At 73.3% G+C, this 15,954-nt stretch carries 17 protein-coding genes; 15 read left to right on the top strand and 2 right to left on the bottom strand.

Going from position 1 to position 15,954, the window contains the following annotated elements; translation table 11 throughout:
* The first annotated feature begins 161 nt into the window (after positions 1-161).
* From O7599_RS02975 to O7599_RS02930, 10 genes are all read left to right on the top strand, one after another.
* Complete coding sequence (locus tag O7599_RS02975; protein ID WP_281620494.1) at positions 162-905, top strand: ABC transporter ATP-binding protein; 744 nt, start codon at positions 162-164, stop codon at positions 903-905.
* 1 nt (position 906) lies between these two features.
* Positions 907-1,755: an ABC transporter permease gene (locus tag O7599_RS02970; protein WP_281620493.1), complete on the top strand. Its 849-nt coding sequence runs from the start codon at positions 907-909 to the stop codon at positions 1,753-1,755.
* A 38-nt stretch (positions 1,756-1,793) separates the two neighbouring features.
* Positions 1,794-2,900 (top strand): ABC transporter substrate-binding protein, encoded by a 1,107-nt coding sequence (locus tag O7599_RS02965; RefSeq protein ID WP_281620492.1) that lies wholly within the window; start codon positions 1,794-1,796, stop codon positions 2,898-2,900.
* A gap of 52 nt (positions 2,901-2,952) precedes the next feature.
* A complete protein-coding gene (locus tag O7599_RS02960) occupies positions 2,953-4,104 on the top strand; it encodes an NAD(P)/FAD-dependent oxidoreductase (protein WP_281620491.1) in 1,152 nt (383 codons plus the stop codon).
* A 112-nt stretch (positions 4,105-4,216) separates the two neighbouring features.
* Positions 4,217-4,828 (top strand): amino acid synthesis family protein, encoded by a 612-nt coding sequence (locus O7599_RS02955; protein ID WP_281620490.1) that lies wholly within the window; start codon positions 4,217-4,219, stop codon positions 4,826-4,828.
* Between the two features lie 15 nt (positions 4,829-4,843).
* The gene (locus tag O7599_RS02950; protein ID WP_281620489.1) at positions 4,844-5,584 is read left to right on the top strand and encodes a class II aldolase/adducin family protein; all 741 of its coding nucleotides are present in this window, start codon (positions 4,844-4,846) and stop codon (positions 5,582-5,584) included.
* A gap of 53 nt (positions 5,585-5,637) precedes the next feature.
* Entirely contained in the window at positions 5,638-6,570 is a 933-nt protein-coding gene (locus O7599_RS02945) for a 3-hydroxyacyl-CoA dehydrogenase NAD-binding domain-containing protein (RefSeq protein WP_281620488.1), read from the top strand.
* 17 nt (positions 6,571-6,587) lie between these two features.
* On the top strand, positions 6,588-7,508 hold the full coding sequence (locus O7599_RS02940) for an alpha/beta hydrolase (RefSeq protein ID WP_281620487.1): 921 nt from the start codon (positions 6,588-6,590) through the stop codon (positions 7,506-7,508).
* A 6-nt stretch (positions 7,509-7,514) separates the two neighbouring features.
* Complete coding sequence (locus O7599_RS02935; RefSeq protein WP_281620486.1) at positions 7,515-7,976, top strand: YbhB/YbcL family Raf kinase inhibitor-like protein; 462 nt, start codon at positions 7,515-7,517, stop codon at positions 7,974-7,976.
* A gap of 43 nt (positions 7,977-8,019) precedes the next feature.
* Entirely contained in the window at positions 8,020-8,784 is a 765-nt protein-coding gene (locus O7599_RS02930; RefSeq protein ID WP_281620485.1) for an IclR family transcriptional regulator, read from the top strand.
* 71 nt (positions 8,785-8,855) lie between these two features.
* Here the strand turns inward: O7599_RS02930 and O7599_RS02925 are convergent, their stop codons facing one another.
* A complete protein-coding gene (locus O7599_RS02925; RefSeq protein ID WP_281620484.1) occupies positions 8,856-9,389 on the bottom strand; it encodes a TerD family protein in 534 nt (177 codons plus the stop codon).
* 371 nt (positions 9,390-9,760) lie between these two features.
* Here O7599_RS02925 and O7599_RS02920 point away from each other — a divergent pair, with 371 nt between their 5' ends.
* The 3 genes from O7599_RS02920 to O7599_RS02910 are packed head-to-tail and all read left to right on the top strand — an operon-like array spanning position 9,761 to position 11,781.
* Positions 9,761-10,186 (top strand): hypothetical protein, encoded by a 426-nt coding sequence (locus tag O7599_RS02920; RefSeq protein WP_281620483.1) that lies wholly within the window; start codon positions 9,761-9,763, stop codon positions 10,184-10,186.
* A gap of 13 nt (positions 10,187-10,199) precedes the next feature.
* Positions 10,200-10,817: a cell wall protein gene (locus O7599_RS02915; RefSeq protein WP_281620482.1), complete on the top strand. Its 618-nt coding sequence runs from the start codon at positions 10,200-10,202 to the stop codon at positions 10,815-10,817.
* Positions 10,818-10,848: 31 nt separating this feature from the next.
* Positions 10,849-11,781 (top strand): MauE/DoxX family redox-associated membrane protein, encoded by a 933-nt coding sequence (locus tag O7599_RS02910; RefSeq protein WP_281620481.1) that lies wholly within the window; start codon positions 10,849-10,851, stop codon positions 11,779-11,781.
* Between the two features lie 58 nt (positions 11,782-11,839).
* Here O7599_RS02910 and O7599_RS02905 read toward each other — a convergent pair whose 3' ends face one another.
* On the bottom strand, positions 11,840-12,970 hold the full coding sequence (locus tag O7599_RS02905) for an LLM class flavin-dependent oxidoreductase (protein ID WP_281620480.1): 1,131 nt from the start codon (positions 12,968-12,970) through the stop codon (positions 11,840-11,842).
* A gap of 627 nt (positions 12,971-13,597) precedes the next feature.
* On the opposite strand from O7599_RS02905, the gene O7599_RS02900 reads away from it, so the two are divergent.
* Both O7599_RS02900 and O7599_RS02895 read left to right on the top strand, forming a co-directional pair.
* Entirely contained in the window at positions 13,598-14,512 is a 915-nt protein-coding gene (locus O7599_RS02900; RefSeq protein ID WP_281620479.1) for a LysR family transcriptional regulator, read from the top strand.
* Positions 14,513-14,703: 191 nt separating this feature from the next.
* Entirely contained in the window at positions 14,704-15,954 is a 1,251-nt protein-coding gene (locus tag O7599_RS02895) for a S8 family peptidase (RefSeq protein ID WP_281620478.1), read from the top strand.

Here is a 15,954-nt window from a genome sequence, read left to right as displayed (position 1 = left end):
TCCATGTTTCGGCTCTTGACGCCCTCGCAGCGACGTGCCTAACGTGCTTGATAACACATTCTTAGACGGTGATAACCCGATCCGCCAACTCCGGTGTCGCTCTGATGCGCGGGGAGGAGCTTTCCATGGAATCCATGGGGATTTCAGCGCAGGGTATCGCGATGAGTTTTGCTCGGCGCGAGCAGGAACAGACGGTTCTGGAGAACCTGGACCTCGACGTCACCCCCGGCAGCTTTGTCACGCTGCTCGGCCCCTCAGGCTGTGGCAAGAGCACGCTGCTGAAAATTCTGGGCGGCATTCTCGAACCCACGGAAGGCGCCGTGCGGATCGGCGGCCGGCCGGCCGCGGACGCGGTCAAGGGCCGCGTCATCGGCCTCGTGCCGCAGCGGCCCGCGCTGCTGCCGTGGAAGTCCGCGCTGCAGAACGCGAGCATGCTGCGGCAGATCGCCGCGGGCGAGCGCGCCGCCGACGCCGCCCCCGCGGCACGCCGGGCGCTGGAGCTGGTCGGCCTCGCCGCGGCGGAGGACAAGCTGCCGCACGAGCTGTCCGGCGGCATGGCGCAGCGGGTGTCCCTCGCCCGCGCGCTGGCCATGGACCCGGCCATCCTGCTGATGGACGAGCCGTTCGGCGCCCTGGACGCCATCACCAGGGACGAGATGAACCTGAAGCTCGCCGAGATCTGGGCGACGACCGGCAAGACCGTCGTCTTCGTCACCCACTCCCTCTCCGAGGCGGTCTTCCTCTCCGACACCGTGCACGTGATGGGCCTGGACCGGGGCCGCTTCCTGGAGACGCTCGACGTCGCCCTGCCCCGGCCGCGCACCCGCGAGGTCCTCGACGACCCCGTGTTCACCGAGTACACGGCACGGCTGCGCGGCCACCTGGAACCGAAAGCGACGGTCTGACATGGTGCTCGCACAGGACGACGTGAAGAAGCCGGCCCGACGGCGCCCCGGCGGCGCGCGCGCCCGCGGCGGCGCGGTGCGCACCTGGCTCCGGCGCGTGTGGCCCAGCCTCGCCGTGTTCGTCGCCGGCTTCGTGCTCTGGGAGCTGGCCGTCGAGGTCTTCGGCATCTCCAGCTTCGAGCTGGCCAAGCCGAGCGAGTTCCTCGCCGAGATGTGGCGCTCGCGGGACATGCTGTGGGACGCCACCTGGGTCACCACCCAGGAGATCCTGTACGGCTTCCTGCTCAGCTTCGCCATCGGCGTGCTGCTCGCCGTGCTCATCGTCCGCTTCGGCTGGCTGGAGCGCGCGCTCTACCCCCTGATCGTGCTCTTCCAGGTCGTTCCCAAGGTCGCCCTGGCGCCGATCTTCATCCTGTGGTTCGGCTACGGGCTGGCGCCCAAGCTGCTGCTCATCGTGGTGATCACGTTCTTCCCGATCACCCTCAACATGATCGTCGGCCTCAAGGCCATCGACCAGGACCTGCTGCTGCTCATGCGGTCCGTGGGCTCGTCGCGGAACCAGATCCTCACCCGCATCCGGATCCCCACCTCGCTGCCGTACCTCTTCGCCGGCATGCGCATCGCGATCACCCTCGCCGTCATCGGCGCGGTGGTGGCGGAGTTCTCCGGCGCCGAAAACGGCCTCGGCTATCTCATCCAGTTCGCCTCGACGCAACTGGACACCCCGCTCATGTTCGCGGCCCTGACCCTCGTGTCCCTGCTCGGCCTGATCCTCTATTACGGGATGTCGCTGCTGGAGTTCGTGCTCCGCAAACGCTTCCCGCACATCACGGCCGACACCGTCCGTTGAATCCGGCTTGGCATTCTCTCCTGCACTAGGAGTTCCTCATGTTCCCCTCCGGAAAAAAATTCAGGCAGAGTAGGAAAACCGTCGCCGGTATCGCGGGTGCGACGACCGCCGCGCTCCTTCTCGCGGGCTGCGGCGGCGACTCGGGAGGCGACTCCGCCGACGGCGGACTCGACAAGGTCACCGTGCAGCTCGACTACCAACTCCGCGGCAACCACGGCATGTTCTTCGTCGCCGACGAGCTCGGCTACTTCGAGGACGAGGGCATCGACGTCGAGGACATCAAGACCGGAACCGGCTCGCCCGACGCGCTGCGCATCGTCGGCACCGGCCGCGCCGACTTCGGCTTCGGCGACCTGCCCTCCCTCGTCACCGCGCGCTCCCAGGACGTGCCCGTCACCACCCTGGCCGCCGTCAACCAGACCTCGCCGCTGGCCATGTGCACGGTGAAGGACGAGAACAAGCTGACGTCGATCGACGACCTGGAGGGCATGACCGCCGGCATCCACGCCGCCGGCTCGACCTTCCTCTTCTACCAGGCGCTGCTCGCGGCCAACGGCCTGGACCGCGACGACCTCAAGGAGGTCAGCGTCACCCCGCCGTACGAGAACTACCTGATCCAGGGCAAGGTCGACACCGTCCCCTGCTACATCGACGCCGAGGTGCCGCAACTGGAGGACGCCGCCGGCGGCGAGGGCTCGCTCGACGTCCTGCTCGGCTCCGAGCACGGCTACGCGGGCTACGGCTCCGGCCTGTTCACCAGCGACAACATGGTCGAGGACGACCCCGCTCTGGTGCAGCGCTTCACCAACGCCTACGTCAAGGCGTTCGACTACGTCATGAAGAACCCCGGCGAGACCGCCCGGATCCTCGCCGAGTCCTCCCCGGAGAACCGCGACAAGGCGGACCTGTTCGAGCGGCAGATCCAGGCGGACATCGACCACACCTTCACCAGCGACGCCACCGAGCAGCACGGCCTCGGGGCGATGGACGCCGGGACGTGGCAGGCGACCATCGACACCCTCGCCGACCAGGACGTGCTCAAGGGCGGTACGCCGAGCGTCGCCGACGTCCACCAGGAGAAGTTCGTCGAGAAGGCCGCGAAGGCCGGCGCCGCGTCCGGTGCCGGGAACGACGCCGGCAACTGAAGGCGCGGCCGGCCGCCTCCGGGCGGCCGGCGCGACGAGTGAGAGCGGAGCTATGGAAACCACGGTTGACAGGCGGGGGCGCCACGCGGAGGTGTCCGGCGCCGGGTTCGCGGGCCTGACCGCCGCCGCCGCGCTCGCCCAGCGCGGGTGGTCGGTGCGGGTGCACGAGAAGGGGGCGGAGCTGCGCGAGCAGGGGGCGGGCATCGTCCTGTGGCACAACAGCCTCAAGGTGCTGAAGGCCATCGGCGCGTACGAGGCGGTGCTCGCGGACTCGATGACGCCGCCGTACTACGAGACCCGCTTCCAGCACGCCAGCGTGTCCCACGAGGACTTCGGCGGCCTGCCCTGGCGCACGATGACCCGGCCCTATCTGCACAAGTGCCTGCTGGACACCGCGCTCGCGGCCGGCGTGGAGATCCGTACCGGCTCCGAGGTGGTCGCCGCCGACCCCCGCGGCCGGGTCACCCTCGCCTCCGGCGAGACGCTCTACGCCGACCTGGTCGTCGGCGCCGACGGGGTGAAGTCCAAGGTCCGCGACTCCATAGGCGTCGAGCAGGAGCGCTGGAAGTCCCGCGACGGGATCACCCGCTTCCTCGTGCCGCGCCGCAGGGCCGAACTCGGCACCGGCGAGTGGGACAACGTCATCGACTTCTGGAACCTCGAACCCCGCTACCTGCGGGTGCTCTACGTGCCCTGCAACGACCGCGAGCTCTACCTCGCCCTCGGCGCGCCCCGCGCCGACGAACAGGGCAGCCGCACCCCCATCGACCTCGACCTGTGGACGTCCGCGTACCCCGAGCTGACGCCCGTCCTCCAGGCCGCGGCCACCGCCGCGGACCCCCGCTACTACGGCTACGAGACCACCGCCGTCGCCGAGTGGCGCCGCGGCGCCGTCGCCCTCGTCGGCGACGCCGCCCACGCCATGCCGCCCGCGCTCGCGCAGGGCGCCGGCTGCGCGATGGCCAACGCCTACACCCTCGCCGTCGCCGCCACCGAGGCCGAGGACGGCGGCATCGAGGCGGCCCTGGCCGGGTGGGAGGAGCTGGAGCGGCCGTTCACCGACCGCTGCCAGCGCCGCTCCGCCGACTTCGCCGCCACCCGCGCGATGTCCGAGGGCAACCAGTTCACGCTGGAGAACCTCGAAACCGCCCTGTACGACCCGACCAACCCCAACCGCCACGCCCTGTCCGTCGTGCGGAGCTGATCGGCTCCGCCGGGGGCGGGTGCCGAAAGGGTTCCGGGGGCTCCGCCCCCGGCCCCCCGGCGGCCGCGCCAGCACCGGACTTCACTGAGACCACTGAGAGGAGATGGTCCTTATGACCCCCGAGGAGCAGGTGACCAAGGACTACCGGGTACGGCGCTGGGTCGGCCTGGTCGAGGAGACGCTGCACGAGAACGGCCCCGTCGCCGCCCGGCCGCTGCGCAAGGCCGTCTGCGGCGTCGTGATCAGGAACCCGTTCGCCGGCGGCTACGCCGAGGACCTGTCCGCGCTCACCGCGCCGAGCGCCGCGCTGGGGACGGCGCTCGGCCTGCGGGCCGCGGCCCTCCTCGGCGACGCGCCGGTGGAGAGCTACGGCAAGGGCGGGCTGGCCGGACTCGCCGGCGAACAGGAGCACGTCGTCGCCTGCGTCACCACCGTCTTCGGCAACGCTCTGCGGGAGGCGGTCGGCGGCGGCGCGGCGTGGATCTCCTCCGCGACCAAGACCGCGTCCGCGGGCGCGGCGCTGGACATCCCGCTCGCGTACAAGGACGAGGTGTACGTCCGCTCCCACTACGACGCCGTCACCGTCTCCGTACCCGACGTGCCGCGCCCCGACGAGCTGTTCGTGTGCGTGGCCGTGGCCAGCGGCGGCCGGATCCACGAGCGCGTCGGCGGCCTGACGGTCGCCGGGGCGCGCGAGCAGGCCGCGGCCGGCCGGGCCCGCTGAGAAGGAGGCAATCCGATGCAGACCAGCGATGCGCTGTACTCCCAGGACGACTCCGTCGCCAACGTGCTCGACAACCTCGCCAGGGCCCACCGGATCCTGGAGATGGAGGGCCACGGCGACATGTCCATGGGCCACCTGTCGTACCGCGACCCGCACGGCCGCGGGCTGTGGCTCAAGCGCGGCAACCTCGGCATGGAGGAGGTGGGAGCCGCCGACCACATCCTCATCGACTTCGACGGCGCCGTCCTCGAAGGCCAGGGCCTGCGCCACCTCGAATGGCCGCTGCACGCCGAGATCATGCGCGCCCGGCCCGACGTCGACGTCGTCGGCCACTCGCACCCGTTCCAGGCCACGGTCTTCGGCGCCGGCCGGGCGCGGATCGAGCCGGTGAACAACCACGGCGTGTGGTTCGCCGAGCACGGCGTCCCGCGCTTCGACGCCACCAGCCACATCATCACCACCCAGGAGCTCGGCCGGGACCTCGCCCGGGTGCTCGGCGACGCCGACGCCGTGCTCCAGGCCAACCACGGCGCCTCGTTCGTGGGCCGCAACGTCCGGGACGCGACGCTCGCCGGGATCTTCCTGGAGAAGGCGGCGGCCTTCCAGCTCGCGCTGGCCGCCTCCGGCCTGCCGTACGACCCGCCGGACGCCGACGAGAGCGTCGAGAAGAACCGCCGCATCTACCCCGAACGCGCCCGCGACAACTACTGGATGTACTTCAACCGCAAGCTCGACCGGCTCGAAGCCGCCCGCTGAGCCCGCCACGCATCCGCGGCAGCCGGAGCAGCCGCAGCACGAAAGGAACCATCGTGAGCATTCCCACCACCAGCGCCGTACTCGGCTCGGGGAGCATGGGGCCCGGCATCGCCGCGCTGCTCGCCCGCTACGGATCCGAGGTCCGGCTCCACGACGTCAGCGAAGAGGCCCTGGCGCGGGCGGAGGGAACCTGCGCCGGCGTCGTCACGCACCTCGACCGCCTCGACGTGCCGGTCACCCCCGGCGGCTCCGTCACCTTCGAACGGGACCAGGCGAAGGCGCTGGCGGGCGCCGACCTCGTCATCGAGGCGGTGCCGGAGCAACTGGAGCTGAAGAAGACGGTGCTCGCCCAGGTCGAGGCCGCGGTCCGGGACGACGTGATCATCGCGACCAACACCTCCGGCATCCCGATCTCCGACATGGCGGTGGACATGGCCCACCCCGAGCGCCTGATCGGCATGCACTGGTCCAACCCGCCGCACCTCATCCCGATGATCGAGGTGGTCAGGGGCGAGCGCACCGACGCCGCCGCCGAGGACCGGCTCGTCGGCATCGTCGAGGCGTTCGGCTACGAGGCCGTGGTGGAGAAGGAGGTGCCCGGCTTCGTCGAGAACCGGGTGCTGTACGCCGTGCTGCGCGAGTGCATGGCCCTCGTCGAGGAGGGCGTGGTCTCCCAGCGCGACCTGGACACCGTCGTGAAGTGGGGCGTCGGCTACAAGCTCGCCGTCATCGGCCCGATGCGGCTGGTCGACATGGCAGGGCTGGACATCTACCAGGCCGTCGGCTCCTACCTCAACCGCGAACTGTCCACCGAGACGGGCGTCTCCTCCCTGGTCACCGAGCTGACCGCCGAGGGCAGGCTCGGCATGAAGACCGGCGGCGGCCTGTACGAGTACGGCGAGGGCGAGGTGGCCGCCAAGCGGTCCGACATCGTCGACGGGCTGGTGAGCGTCCGCAAGGCGCTCTCCGCGATCAAGCCGGTCTGAGGGGGCGGGAGCCGACCGTGAACCGCACACCGCAGCCGGCGGACCCGCCGCCGCACGCGACCTCCGCCGCACCCCCTGACGCGCCGGCGGGGCTGACGTACGTGCGCGCCGGACAGGTGGAGTTGTGCGTACGCGACGCGGGTGCCGGCCCGGCGGTCGTGCTGCTGCACGGCACGACCGCCACCCTCGGCGTCTGGGATCCGGTGGTCGAGCGGCTGGGCGGGACGGTGCGGACCGTCGCCGTCGACCAGCGCGGCCACGGCCGCAGCGGCAGGCCCGCCGCCGGCTACGACGCCGCCGCGTACACCGCCGACCTGCACGCGCTGATCCGCGCGCTGGACTGCGGCCCCGTGGTGGCCGTCGGGCACTCCCTCGGCGCCCGCAACGCCGTCGTGCTCGCCGCCGCACACCCCGGCCTGGTCGCGGGCGTCGTCGCCGTCGACTACGCGCCGTACGTCGAACCGGCCGTGCTCGACGCCCTGGAGACGCGGGTACGCGGCGGCGACCGCGCCTTCGCCTCCGGGACGGACGTCGAGACGTATCTGCGCGAGCGCTACCCCCTGCTGCCCGCCGACGCCGTCCGCCGCCGGCGCCGCTACGGCTACGCCCCGGCCGGCGCCGGCCCGGTGCTGCGCCCGCTCGCGGACCCCGCGGCCATGGTCCGCACCGTCGAAGGACTGCGCCGCGACTTCGACGCCGAGACGCGGGCCGTCCGCGTCCCCGTCACGCTGCTGCGCGGCGAGCACAGCGCCGTCGTCTCCCCGCGCGCCTTCGCCGCCACCCGCGAACTGCGCCCGGACTTCCGCGCCGTCGAACTCTCCGGGCTCGACCACTACGTGCCCGAGGAGGACCCGCACACCGTCGCGGACGAGATCGTCCGCATGCTCGACCGGACGACGGGCCGACCCCGCCCGCGTCCCGCCACCGAGAGGACCTGAGGACCCATGCCCCTGAACATCGAGGACCTCGCCGTCGCCGCCCGCGGTTTCGGCCCCGGCGAGCGGATCCCGGACCGGCACGCCGCCGGCCACGGCAACGCCGCCCCCGAGGTCGAGATCACCGGAGTCCCCGCCGGCACGGCCGAACTCGCGCTGATCCTCCACGACCCCGACGCGCCGCTGCCGCACGGCTTCACCCACTGGGTCGTCTACGGGATCGACCCGGCCGCGCCCGACGTGTCCGCCCCCGGGCCGGCCGGCACGGTCCGCGAGGGCCCCAACTCCCTTGGCGACAGGGCGTATTCGGGACCCCAGCCGCCGCCCGGGCACGGCACCCATCACTACTATTTCTGGGTGTACGCCCTCGACACCCCGGTCGCGGGCGAGCCGTCGCGCGAGGAGTTCCTGAGCGCGTACGGCGATCGCGTCATCGAGCAGAACCGGCTCGTCGGCACGTACTCCGCCTGACGCACCCGGGGCCACACCACGAGCACAGAAGGGCGAGCGCATCGTGTCTGAAGGGCGGGAGCGGACCCCCGGCGTGGACAGCGCCAGGCGAGTCCTGAAGATCCTTCTTCTCTTCACGGAGAAGGGGCCGGAGCTGAGCGTGGAGGAGATCGCGCACTCCGTCGGGATCTCGGTGCCCTCCGCGTACCGGTTCGTCTCGCTGCTGCGCGAGATGGACATGGTGGAGGACAACGGCGGCGGCACGTACGTGCTCTCGCCGCGGATCTTCCTGCTGGCCCGCAGCGCGGAGCAGGCGTTCCCGGTCTCCCGGGTGCTCCGTCCGCTCGTCGAGCGGCTGTCGAAGGACACCGGCGAGGCGGCGCTCGTGATCAGGCGCGTGGGCGACTTCGCGACCTGCGTGGAGATGAGCCAGCCCGAGCACACGATCCGGCTGTCGTTCGAGCCGGGGCAGATCATGAGCCTGCACCGCGGCGCCGGGCCCAAGGTGCTGCTCGCCGCGATGGGGGAGGCGTGGGCCCAGCGCTACTTCGAGCGGCTGCGCCCCGCGCCGTCGCCCGCCGAGCGGGACGCGGTCCTGGCGGAGGTGCAGGCCGTGGCCGCGCAGGGGTGGTCCAAGAGCGAGGCCGAGGTCGACGAGGGCGTGTGGGCGGTGGCCGCGCCGATCCGGGTGGGCGAGAAGGTCGTCGCCGCGGTCACGGTCGCCGGGCCGGACTTCCGCATCGACGACGAGCGCGCCGGCCACATCACGGACCGCGTCGTGGCCGCCGCGGCGGAGCTGTCCGACTCGCTCAGCACCTGGCGGCGCTAGCGCCGCCCCCGGGGGGTGTCACCGCCGGCCTCGCGTGGCGCGGTGGCATCCCCCGGGGCCGGCGCCGGCGGTCAACCGCCGCCCACCGAGCCCATGAGGGCCGAGAACGACGCGGGGTCGGTGTCGAAGCCCTGCACCACGGGGCGGAACCGCCAGGTGCCGGAGTCCTGGCGGACGAACTCCGCGACTGTGGCGGCGGTGGCGGCGGCGACCCCTGCGAAGTCGTCGGCGGCCACCTCGTCGTGGCCGTCGCGGACGAGGACCCGGGTGCCGGACACCTCTCCGAACGTCAGCCGTCCCCCGCCCTGCTGGATGGCGACGCCGACGACCACGCGCGCGTACGCGGGGGCGATGCGCGCGAACTCCAGCGTCAGCACCTCGTCGGCGCCGAAGCCCTGCCCGGTCTGGCTGTGCCGCTGCAGGGTGATCGTGCCGTCGGGGGCGCGGCGGTCGAAGTGGACCAGGTAGGCCGGCTCGCCCCGCGGGTCGTCGGCGGTGTACGTCGCCGCGATCAGGTCCAGGTCGTGGGAGGGCGCCCCGAGGGGACTGGGGTCCCACTTCAGCGCCACCTCGACCTTGCCGACACCCTTGTTGAGACCGGTCACCGGGCTCCCCTCTCCCGCATTCCCGTGTGCTTGACACAACTGCCCGGCGCGGACCGCCGGTTGCCCCTATCGTGTCACGTCCCGCCGGCCCGGGGAGCGGCGTGCGGGGAGCGCGGGGCGGCACGCGGGGGGCGGCAGCGCGCGGCCCGGCGCGGGAGCGCCCGCGGCCGTACGGGCCGCCTTGCGCGGCGGTTACACCAGAGGACCGGTCCACTGGCGCCGCGGCGCCCGATTGACCGTACGTGTGGGGCACGTCACGCTCGGGCCGTCCGCCATCCATGTCCCCCGGCGGGCTCTCGGTACCCCGTACACCACCCCCACATGACCTCCGGACTGTCATGTACGGGCCAATCTGAAGGGAGCTCGAACACATGGCTTGCAGTACGAACTACCTCTGGCGCGGCGAGGCCACCTGGTTCTGCTGCGGCGCCGCCTGGGGCCCCTGCGGCTCCGCCGGCGGCGGCGCCTGCGGCAACTGCCGCTCCGCCTCGAACCACGGCGCCTGGCCGAACGCCTCCGCGGCGTGCTGGAACATCACCCGGCCCGACCTGTGCGGCGAGGGCGGCATCCCGCGCCGCGGCTGCGGGGCCGTCATGCGCGTCGTCCAGGAGTGCTCCAAGGCGGCCGTCTGCATCACCATCACCGACTGCGGCCCGCGCACCAAGAGCTTCTGCGGCGAGGCGGCCTGCTGCAACGGCGTCTGCCGTACCAACCGCATCCTCGACCTGACGCCCGCGGCGTACTCCCAGATCGCCAGCCTCAGCTCCGGCAAGACCGGCGTGTGGATCTACGAGTGAAGGAGGCGCGGCCATGAACCACGCAACGGGCTCGACGTTCGACCGGCGGCGCTTCCTGTCCGCCAGCGCACTCGGCGGCGCCACCGTCGTCGGCGCCACGGCGCTCGGCGCCGTGGACCCCGACGCCGCGTTCGCGGCGCCCACCCCGCCGCTCGACCCGGCGGTCGCCGCGACCTCGTTCGCCGAGGGCCTGATCACCGGCATCGAGGGCGGCACCCTGCTGCACGTCGCCGGCTCGCACGGCGAACGGCACCGCATCCAGCTCACCAACGCCACCAGCATCTGGAAGCTCCACCCCACCACCGCCGACGACGTCGAGACCGGCGACGGCCTCTACGCCCGCGGCCTGGAGATGCCCGACGGCACCATCGCCGCCGACGCGGTCTGGGTGAACATCGTCAACCTCGACGTCACCGTCCGGGGCATCGGCAAGGACCGGCTCCAGCTCGGGTACCACGGCGGCGAGCTGATCGGCCGCATCGTCCCGGGCCGCTCCACCGCCTCCTACGCGGGCGCCGCGCTCACCGACGACCTGTCGGGGGTGCGGATGGGGCAGCATGCGCTGGTGCTCGGCGCCTGGCGCCCCAACGACGGGGCGATCGACATCGCCAGGATCACGGTCGGGCACTGACCCGCGCGGCCACTTCGAGGACGGAGGCAGCATGATCGCACTGCTGGTCGGCGGCGTGCTCGGCTGGACCGGGAGCACCAAGCTGTTCGGACGCAACACCCCGGTCCAGGCATCGGGCACCGTGCTGGAGCGCAAGCTCGGCGGGCTGCCGCGCGCCACGGTCGCGCTGCGCGCGGTCGGGGCGGCGGAACTGCTCGTCGCGCTCGCGCTGGTGGCCCTGCCGGTGCCGCTGGTCACCGGGGCGCTCGCGGCGCTCGCCGGCGCGGGCTTCGCGGCGTACCTCGGCTACGCCAAGGCCACCGCGCCCGACTCGTCCTGCGGCTGCACCGCGCGGGACAAGGCGCCCATCGGCGTACGGGCCTTCGCCAGGGCCGGGTTCGTCCTGGCCGGCGGAGCGGTCGTGCTGGCCGACGGCGCGGGCGGTCTGCCGGCACCGGCCGGCGGGCCCTGGTGGGAGGCGCTGCGGGACGGGCCGGGCGCCGCGCTCGGCCTGCTGGCCGCCGGCACGGCGCTGGCCTGGCTGCTCTTCGGCGACCCCGACCGGGCCGTCCGGCTGCCGCTGCGCCGGCTGCGGCTGCGGCTCTTCGGGCACCCGCTGCACGGCGGTCCCGGTCCCGGCGGCGACCCCGAGGCGGTGCCCGTCGAGGGCTCCGTCGAACTGCTGGAACGCTCGCTCGCCTGGCAGACGGTGACCCACGTCGTCCGCTCCGGGCTGCGCGAGCACTGGGACGACGACGGCTGGCGCTTCCTGCGCTACACCGGCCTGCACGACACCGGCCGGGACGGCGCCGAGGGCGCCGGCCGGCCGGTGTCCGTGGTCTTCGCGATGGACGCGAAGGCGGATCTCGACAGCCCGCGACCGCCGGCGATCCGCGTCGGCGTCGTCGACGAGGAGACGGGCGAGCGCGTCGACGTCACCGCCGGCCGGGAGCGTCCCGGCGCGCTGCTCGGCGAAGGCGTCTGAAGGCGGTGCCCGGAGCCGCTACGCAACCGGCGCAGCCGGGCTCCGGGCACCGCCCCGGCTACCCCTGCGCCGCCGCGCCGGCCGGCATGCCGTACGCGTCGGCGATCAGCTCGTACGAGCGCAGCCGCGCCTCGGGCCCGTGCACGTTCGTGGTGAGCATCAGCTCGTCGGCCCCCGTGCGCTTCTGCAGATCGCCCAGGCCGGTGCAGACCTCGTCCGGGGTGCCGTGCACCACGTTGGCGATCCAGGAGTCGGCGAACTCCCGCTCCAGCGGGCTGAACTCGTACGCCTCCGCCTCCTCCGGCGAGGGCACGAGACCGGGCCTGCCGGTGCGCAGCCGCAGCATGCTGAGCGCCCCCGCGGCCACCTGCCGCCGCGCCTCCCGCCCGTCCTCCGCGGCCAGCACCGAGACGCCGATCAGGGCGTACGGGGCGGAGAGCACCGCCGACGGCTGGAACGCCTCCCGGTACAGCTCCAGCGCGGGCCCGGTGTGCTGCCCGGCGAAGTGGTGGGCGAACGCGAACGGCAGCCCCAGCTCCGCGGCGAGCCGGGCGCTGAACATCGACGAGCCCAGCAGCCACACCGGCGGCCGGTGCAGGGACTGCACCCCGCCGGCCGCCGTGCCCTGCACCGGCCCCGGCACGGCGTGGATCCTGCGGTACGGATGGCCGTCGGGGAAGTCGTCGTCGAGGAACCGGATCAGCTCCGCCAACTGCTGCGGGAACTCCTCGGCGCCCTCGTGCAGCCGCTCCGTGCGGCGCAGTGCCGCCGCGGTCGCGCCGTCCGTGCCGGGCGCCCGGCCCAGGCCCAGGTCGACGCGGCCCGGGGCCAGCGCCTCCAGCGTGCCGAACTGCTCGGCGACGACGAGCGGCGCGTGGTTGGGCAGCATCACGCCGCCGGAGCCGAGCCGGATGGCCGTCGTGTGCGCGGCCAGGTGCGCCAGGATCACGGCGGGCGAGGAGGAGGCGACGCCGGGCATCGAGTGGTGTTCGGCGACCCAGTAGCGGTGGAAGCCGCGCGCCTCGGCGAGCCGGGCCAGCGCGACCCCGGTGCGCAGCGCGTCGCCCGCCGTGTAGCCGGCGCCCACGGTGGCCAGGTCCAGCACGGACAGCGGCACGGGCGCGGAGCCCTCCACCCGCCCCCGTATCCCGTCCTGCGCGTCGGGTGCCGTCACGTCCGCTGCCGCCACGTGGTCCTCCTGGTCGTCGGGTGTCCTGTGGTCCTCCCCATGCCGACAACAGGAGGGCGGCTCCGTATTCCCGTGTTTCCGCATTCCCGTGTTCCCGGGATCCGGGGAAAGGGCGCTGCCGCCCGCGGTGACGGCGCGGGCGGCAGCGGGGCGGCGGGCGCGCGTGGCGGGGTGGGTGGCGCGCCCGCCGCGGCCGGAGCGGAAGGCCCGGGCGGAGGGGTGCCGGGCCTTCCGCGGTCCGCGGGGCGGGTCAGCAGGCCCCGTGGTGGAGCACCTCCGAGTCTGCGGAGCAGGTTAAAAGGACTAGACCAATGCGTCAAGAGGTCTGTACCACTGCACTTCTGTGCGAACGCGCCGTGCCTCAGCGGCCGTTGACGGGGCCCGGCGGCGGTCTCCCCGGACCGACAGGTCCCTTCGGGTCCGTCCGTTCGACGGCGTGCGCCTCGCGGTATCCGGCCCCTGACCCCGGAACTGCACAAACCCGAAACGCAGCGTTCACAAACCTTCGTGACGAGGCATTTCCCCTTTCCCCGGGGTCATTTTCCGGTCACCCCGCCCGCCCCGGCCCGAAGCGCTCCCCGCGCCCGGCGCTAGGGTGTTCGACCTGCGGCGGAGCAGGGGGTCGGGGTGCGCATACAGCAACTGGAGTACGTGGCCGCGGTGACCCGGTTCGGTTCCCTGCGGCGCGCCGCGGAATCGCTGCACCTGTCGCAGCCGGCGCTCAGCGAGACCGTACGGAATCTGGAGCGCGAGCTCGGCGTCGATCTGCTGGACCGGCGGCGGTCCGGGGCGCGGATCAGCGACGCGGGCCGGGAGCTGCTGCCGCACATCGCCGCCGTGCTCGACGCCGTGGACCGGCTGCGGGGGGCCGCCGACGAGCAGCACCGGGCCGGCCGGTCGGTCCGGCTCGGCACCGGGGGCGCGGTCGCCGCGTCGGTGCTGGCCCCGGCCGTACGGGAGTTCCGCGCGGGTCATCCCCTGACCGGGGTGGAGATCGTCGCCGCGGCACCGGACGCCCTGCACCGCGGGCTCCTCGAAGGCGGGCTCGACCTCGGCCTCGTCGTCCGGCTCGCGGGCGACGACCCCCACCCCGACCTGCACGACACCGACCTGCTGCGCGGCCGTCCCGTGGTGTGCCTGAGCCCCGCGAGCCCGCTGGCCGAGCTGGACGAGATCGGCGCCGTGGAGCTGCTCGCCGAGCCGCTGGTCGGGGTGCGCTCCGGGTGCCTCGTCCACCGCCTGCTGCACCGCCTCGGCGCCGCCCGCCCGCCGCTGCCGGCGTACGCGGCCGACACGTCCGACGCGGCGAAGTACCTGGTCGCCGAGGGGCTGGGGGTGACGGTGCTGCCGGACTTCGGGGTCGTCGGCGATCCGCTGGAGCGGCACGGCGCGGTCACCTGGCGCCCCCTCGCGGGCGCCGCGGTCCCCGCCGTGCACCTGGTGCTCCGGCGCAGCCGCACCCGTGCCGTCCCGCCCGCCGCCCGCGCGCTGCACGACGCCCTCGCGGCAGGCACCGCGGCGGCCGGGACCGTCTCGACCTGAGTCCCCGCCGGCCCCGCACACCCCGCCACGCGCCGCCGCCACCAGTGCCTTCGGCTCGTAATTGGCGTGAACCTGCCACTTGTCGGGGCGTCCGGCATGCGAGACGCTGCCGGGGCACCGCCGACACCGCGGCGGGCCATCCGCACCGCACTGCACCTCCTTGCCCGTGATCCGGTCAACGAAAGGTTCTGGTGCACGAGATGAGACTCACCCCCACACCCCTGCGCCGTGCGGCCACCGTGCTGACGGCGCTCGGCCTTGCCGCCGGCCTCCAACTGGCCGCCGGCACCGGCGCGAACAGCGCCCCCGCCGAGGGCAGCGCCCCCGCCGAAGGCGATCTACGGCTCGCCCCGGCCGCGACGGCCCTCGACGGCCAGTGGATCGTCGTGCTGAAGAACGGCGAGGTAGCCAAGTCCGAGACCCGCTCCGTGGCGCGCGACCTCGCCGGCACCGCGGACGTCAGCCCCGAGCACGTCTACCGCACCGCGCTGCGCGGCTTCTCCGCCGAGATGAGCAAGGCCGAGGCGGCCGAGCTGGCCCGCGACCCGCGGGTGGCGTACGTCGAGCAGGACGCCGTCGTACGGACCATGGAGACCCAGAACAACGCCACCTGGGGCCTGGACCGCATCGACCAGCGCGACCTGCCGCTGAGCACCACGTACACGTACGACACCACCGCGGCCGACGTCACCGCCTACATCATCGACACCGGCATCCGCACCACGCACGACGAGTTCGACGGGCGCGCCTCGGTCGGCACCGACACCGTCGGCGGCGGCCAGAACGGGCAGGACTGCAACGGCCACGGCACCCACGTCGCGGGCACCGTCGGCGGCAGCACGTACGGCGTGGCCAAGGAGGCGAAGCTCGTCGCCGTACGCGTCCTGAACTGCAGCGGCTCCGGCAGCACCGCCGGCGTCGTCGCAGGCATCGACTGGGTGACCGCCAACGCCTCCGGCCCGTCCGTGGCCAACATGAGCCTGGGCGGCGGCGCCAGCACCACGCTTGACGACGCCGTCGAGCGGTCCGTCGCCTCCGGCGTGACGTACGCCATCGCGGCCGGCAACGGCAACATCTTCGGGCAGCCGCAGAACGCCTGCAACTACTCGCCGGCCCGGGTGCCCGAGGCGATCACGGTGGGCGCCACGGACAACACCGACCGGCGCGCGTCCTGGTCCAACTTCGGCACCTGCCTCGACCTGTTCGCGCCGGGCGTGAGCATCACCTCCGGCTGGTACACCAACGACACCGCCACGAACACCATCTCCGGCACCTCGATGGCCACCCCGCACACCGCGGGCGTCGCCGCGCTGTACCTCCAGGGCAACCCCTCGGCCACGCCGGCGCAGGTCGGCCAGGCCATCGTGGACAACACCACGCCGAACAAGGTGCAGGACCCGCGCACCGGCTCGCCGAACCGGCTGCTGTACTCGCTCTTCTGA

Origin of the sequence: Streptomyces sp. WMMC500, assembly GCF_027497195.1 — a bacterium.
Lineage (GTDB): Bacteria > Actinomycetota > Actinomycetes > Streptomycetales > Streptomycetaceae > Streptomyces.
The sequence above is the reverse complement of the archived record's forward strand: the minus strand, read 5'-3'. Positions and strand labels throughout refer to the sequence as shown.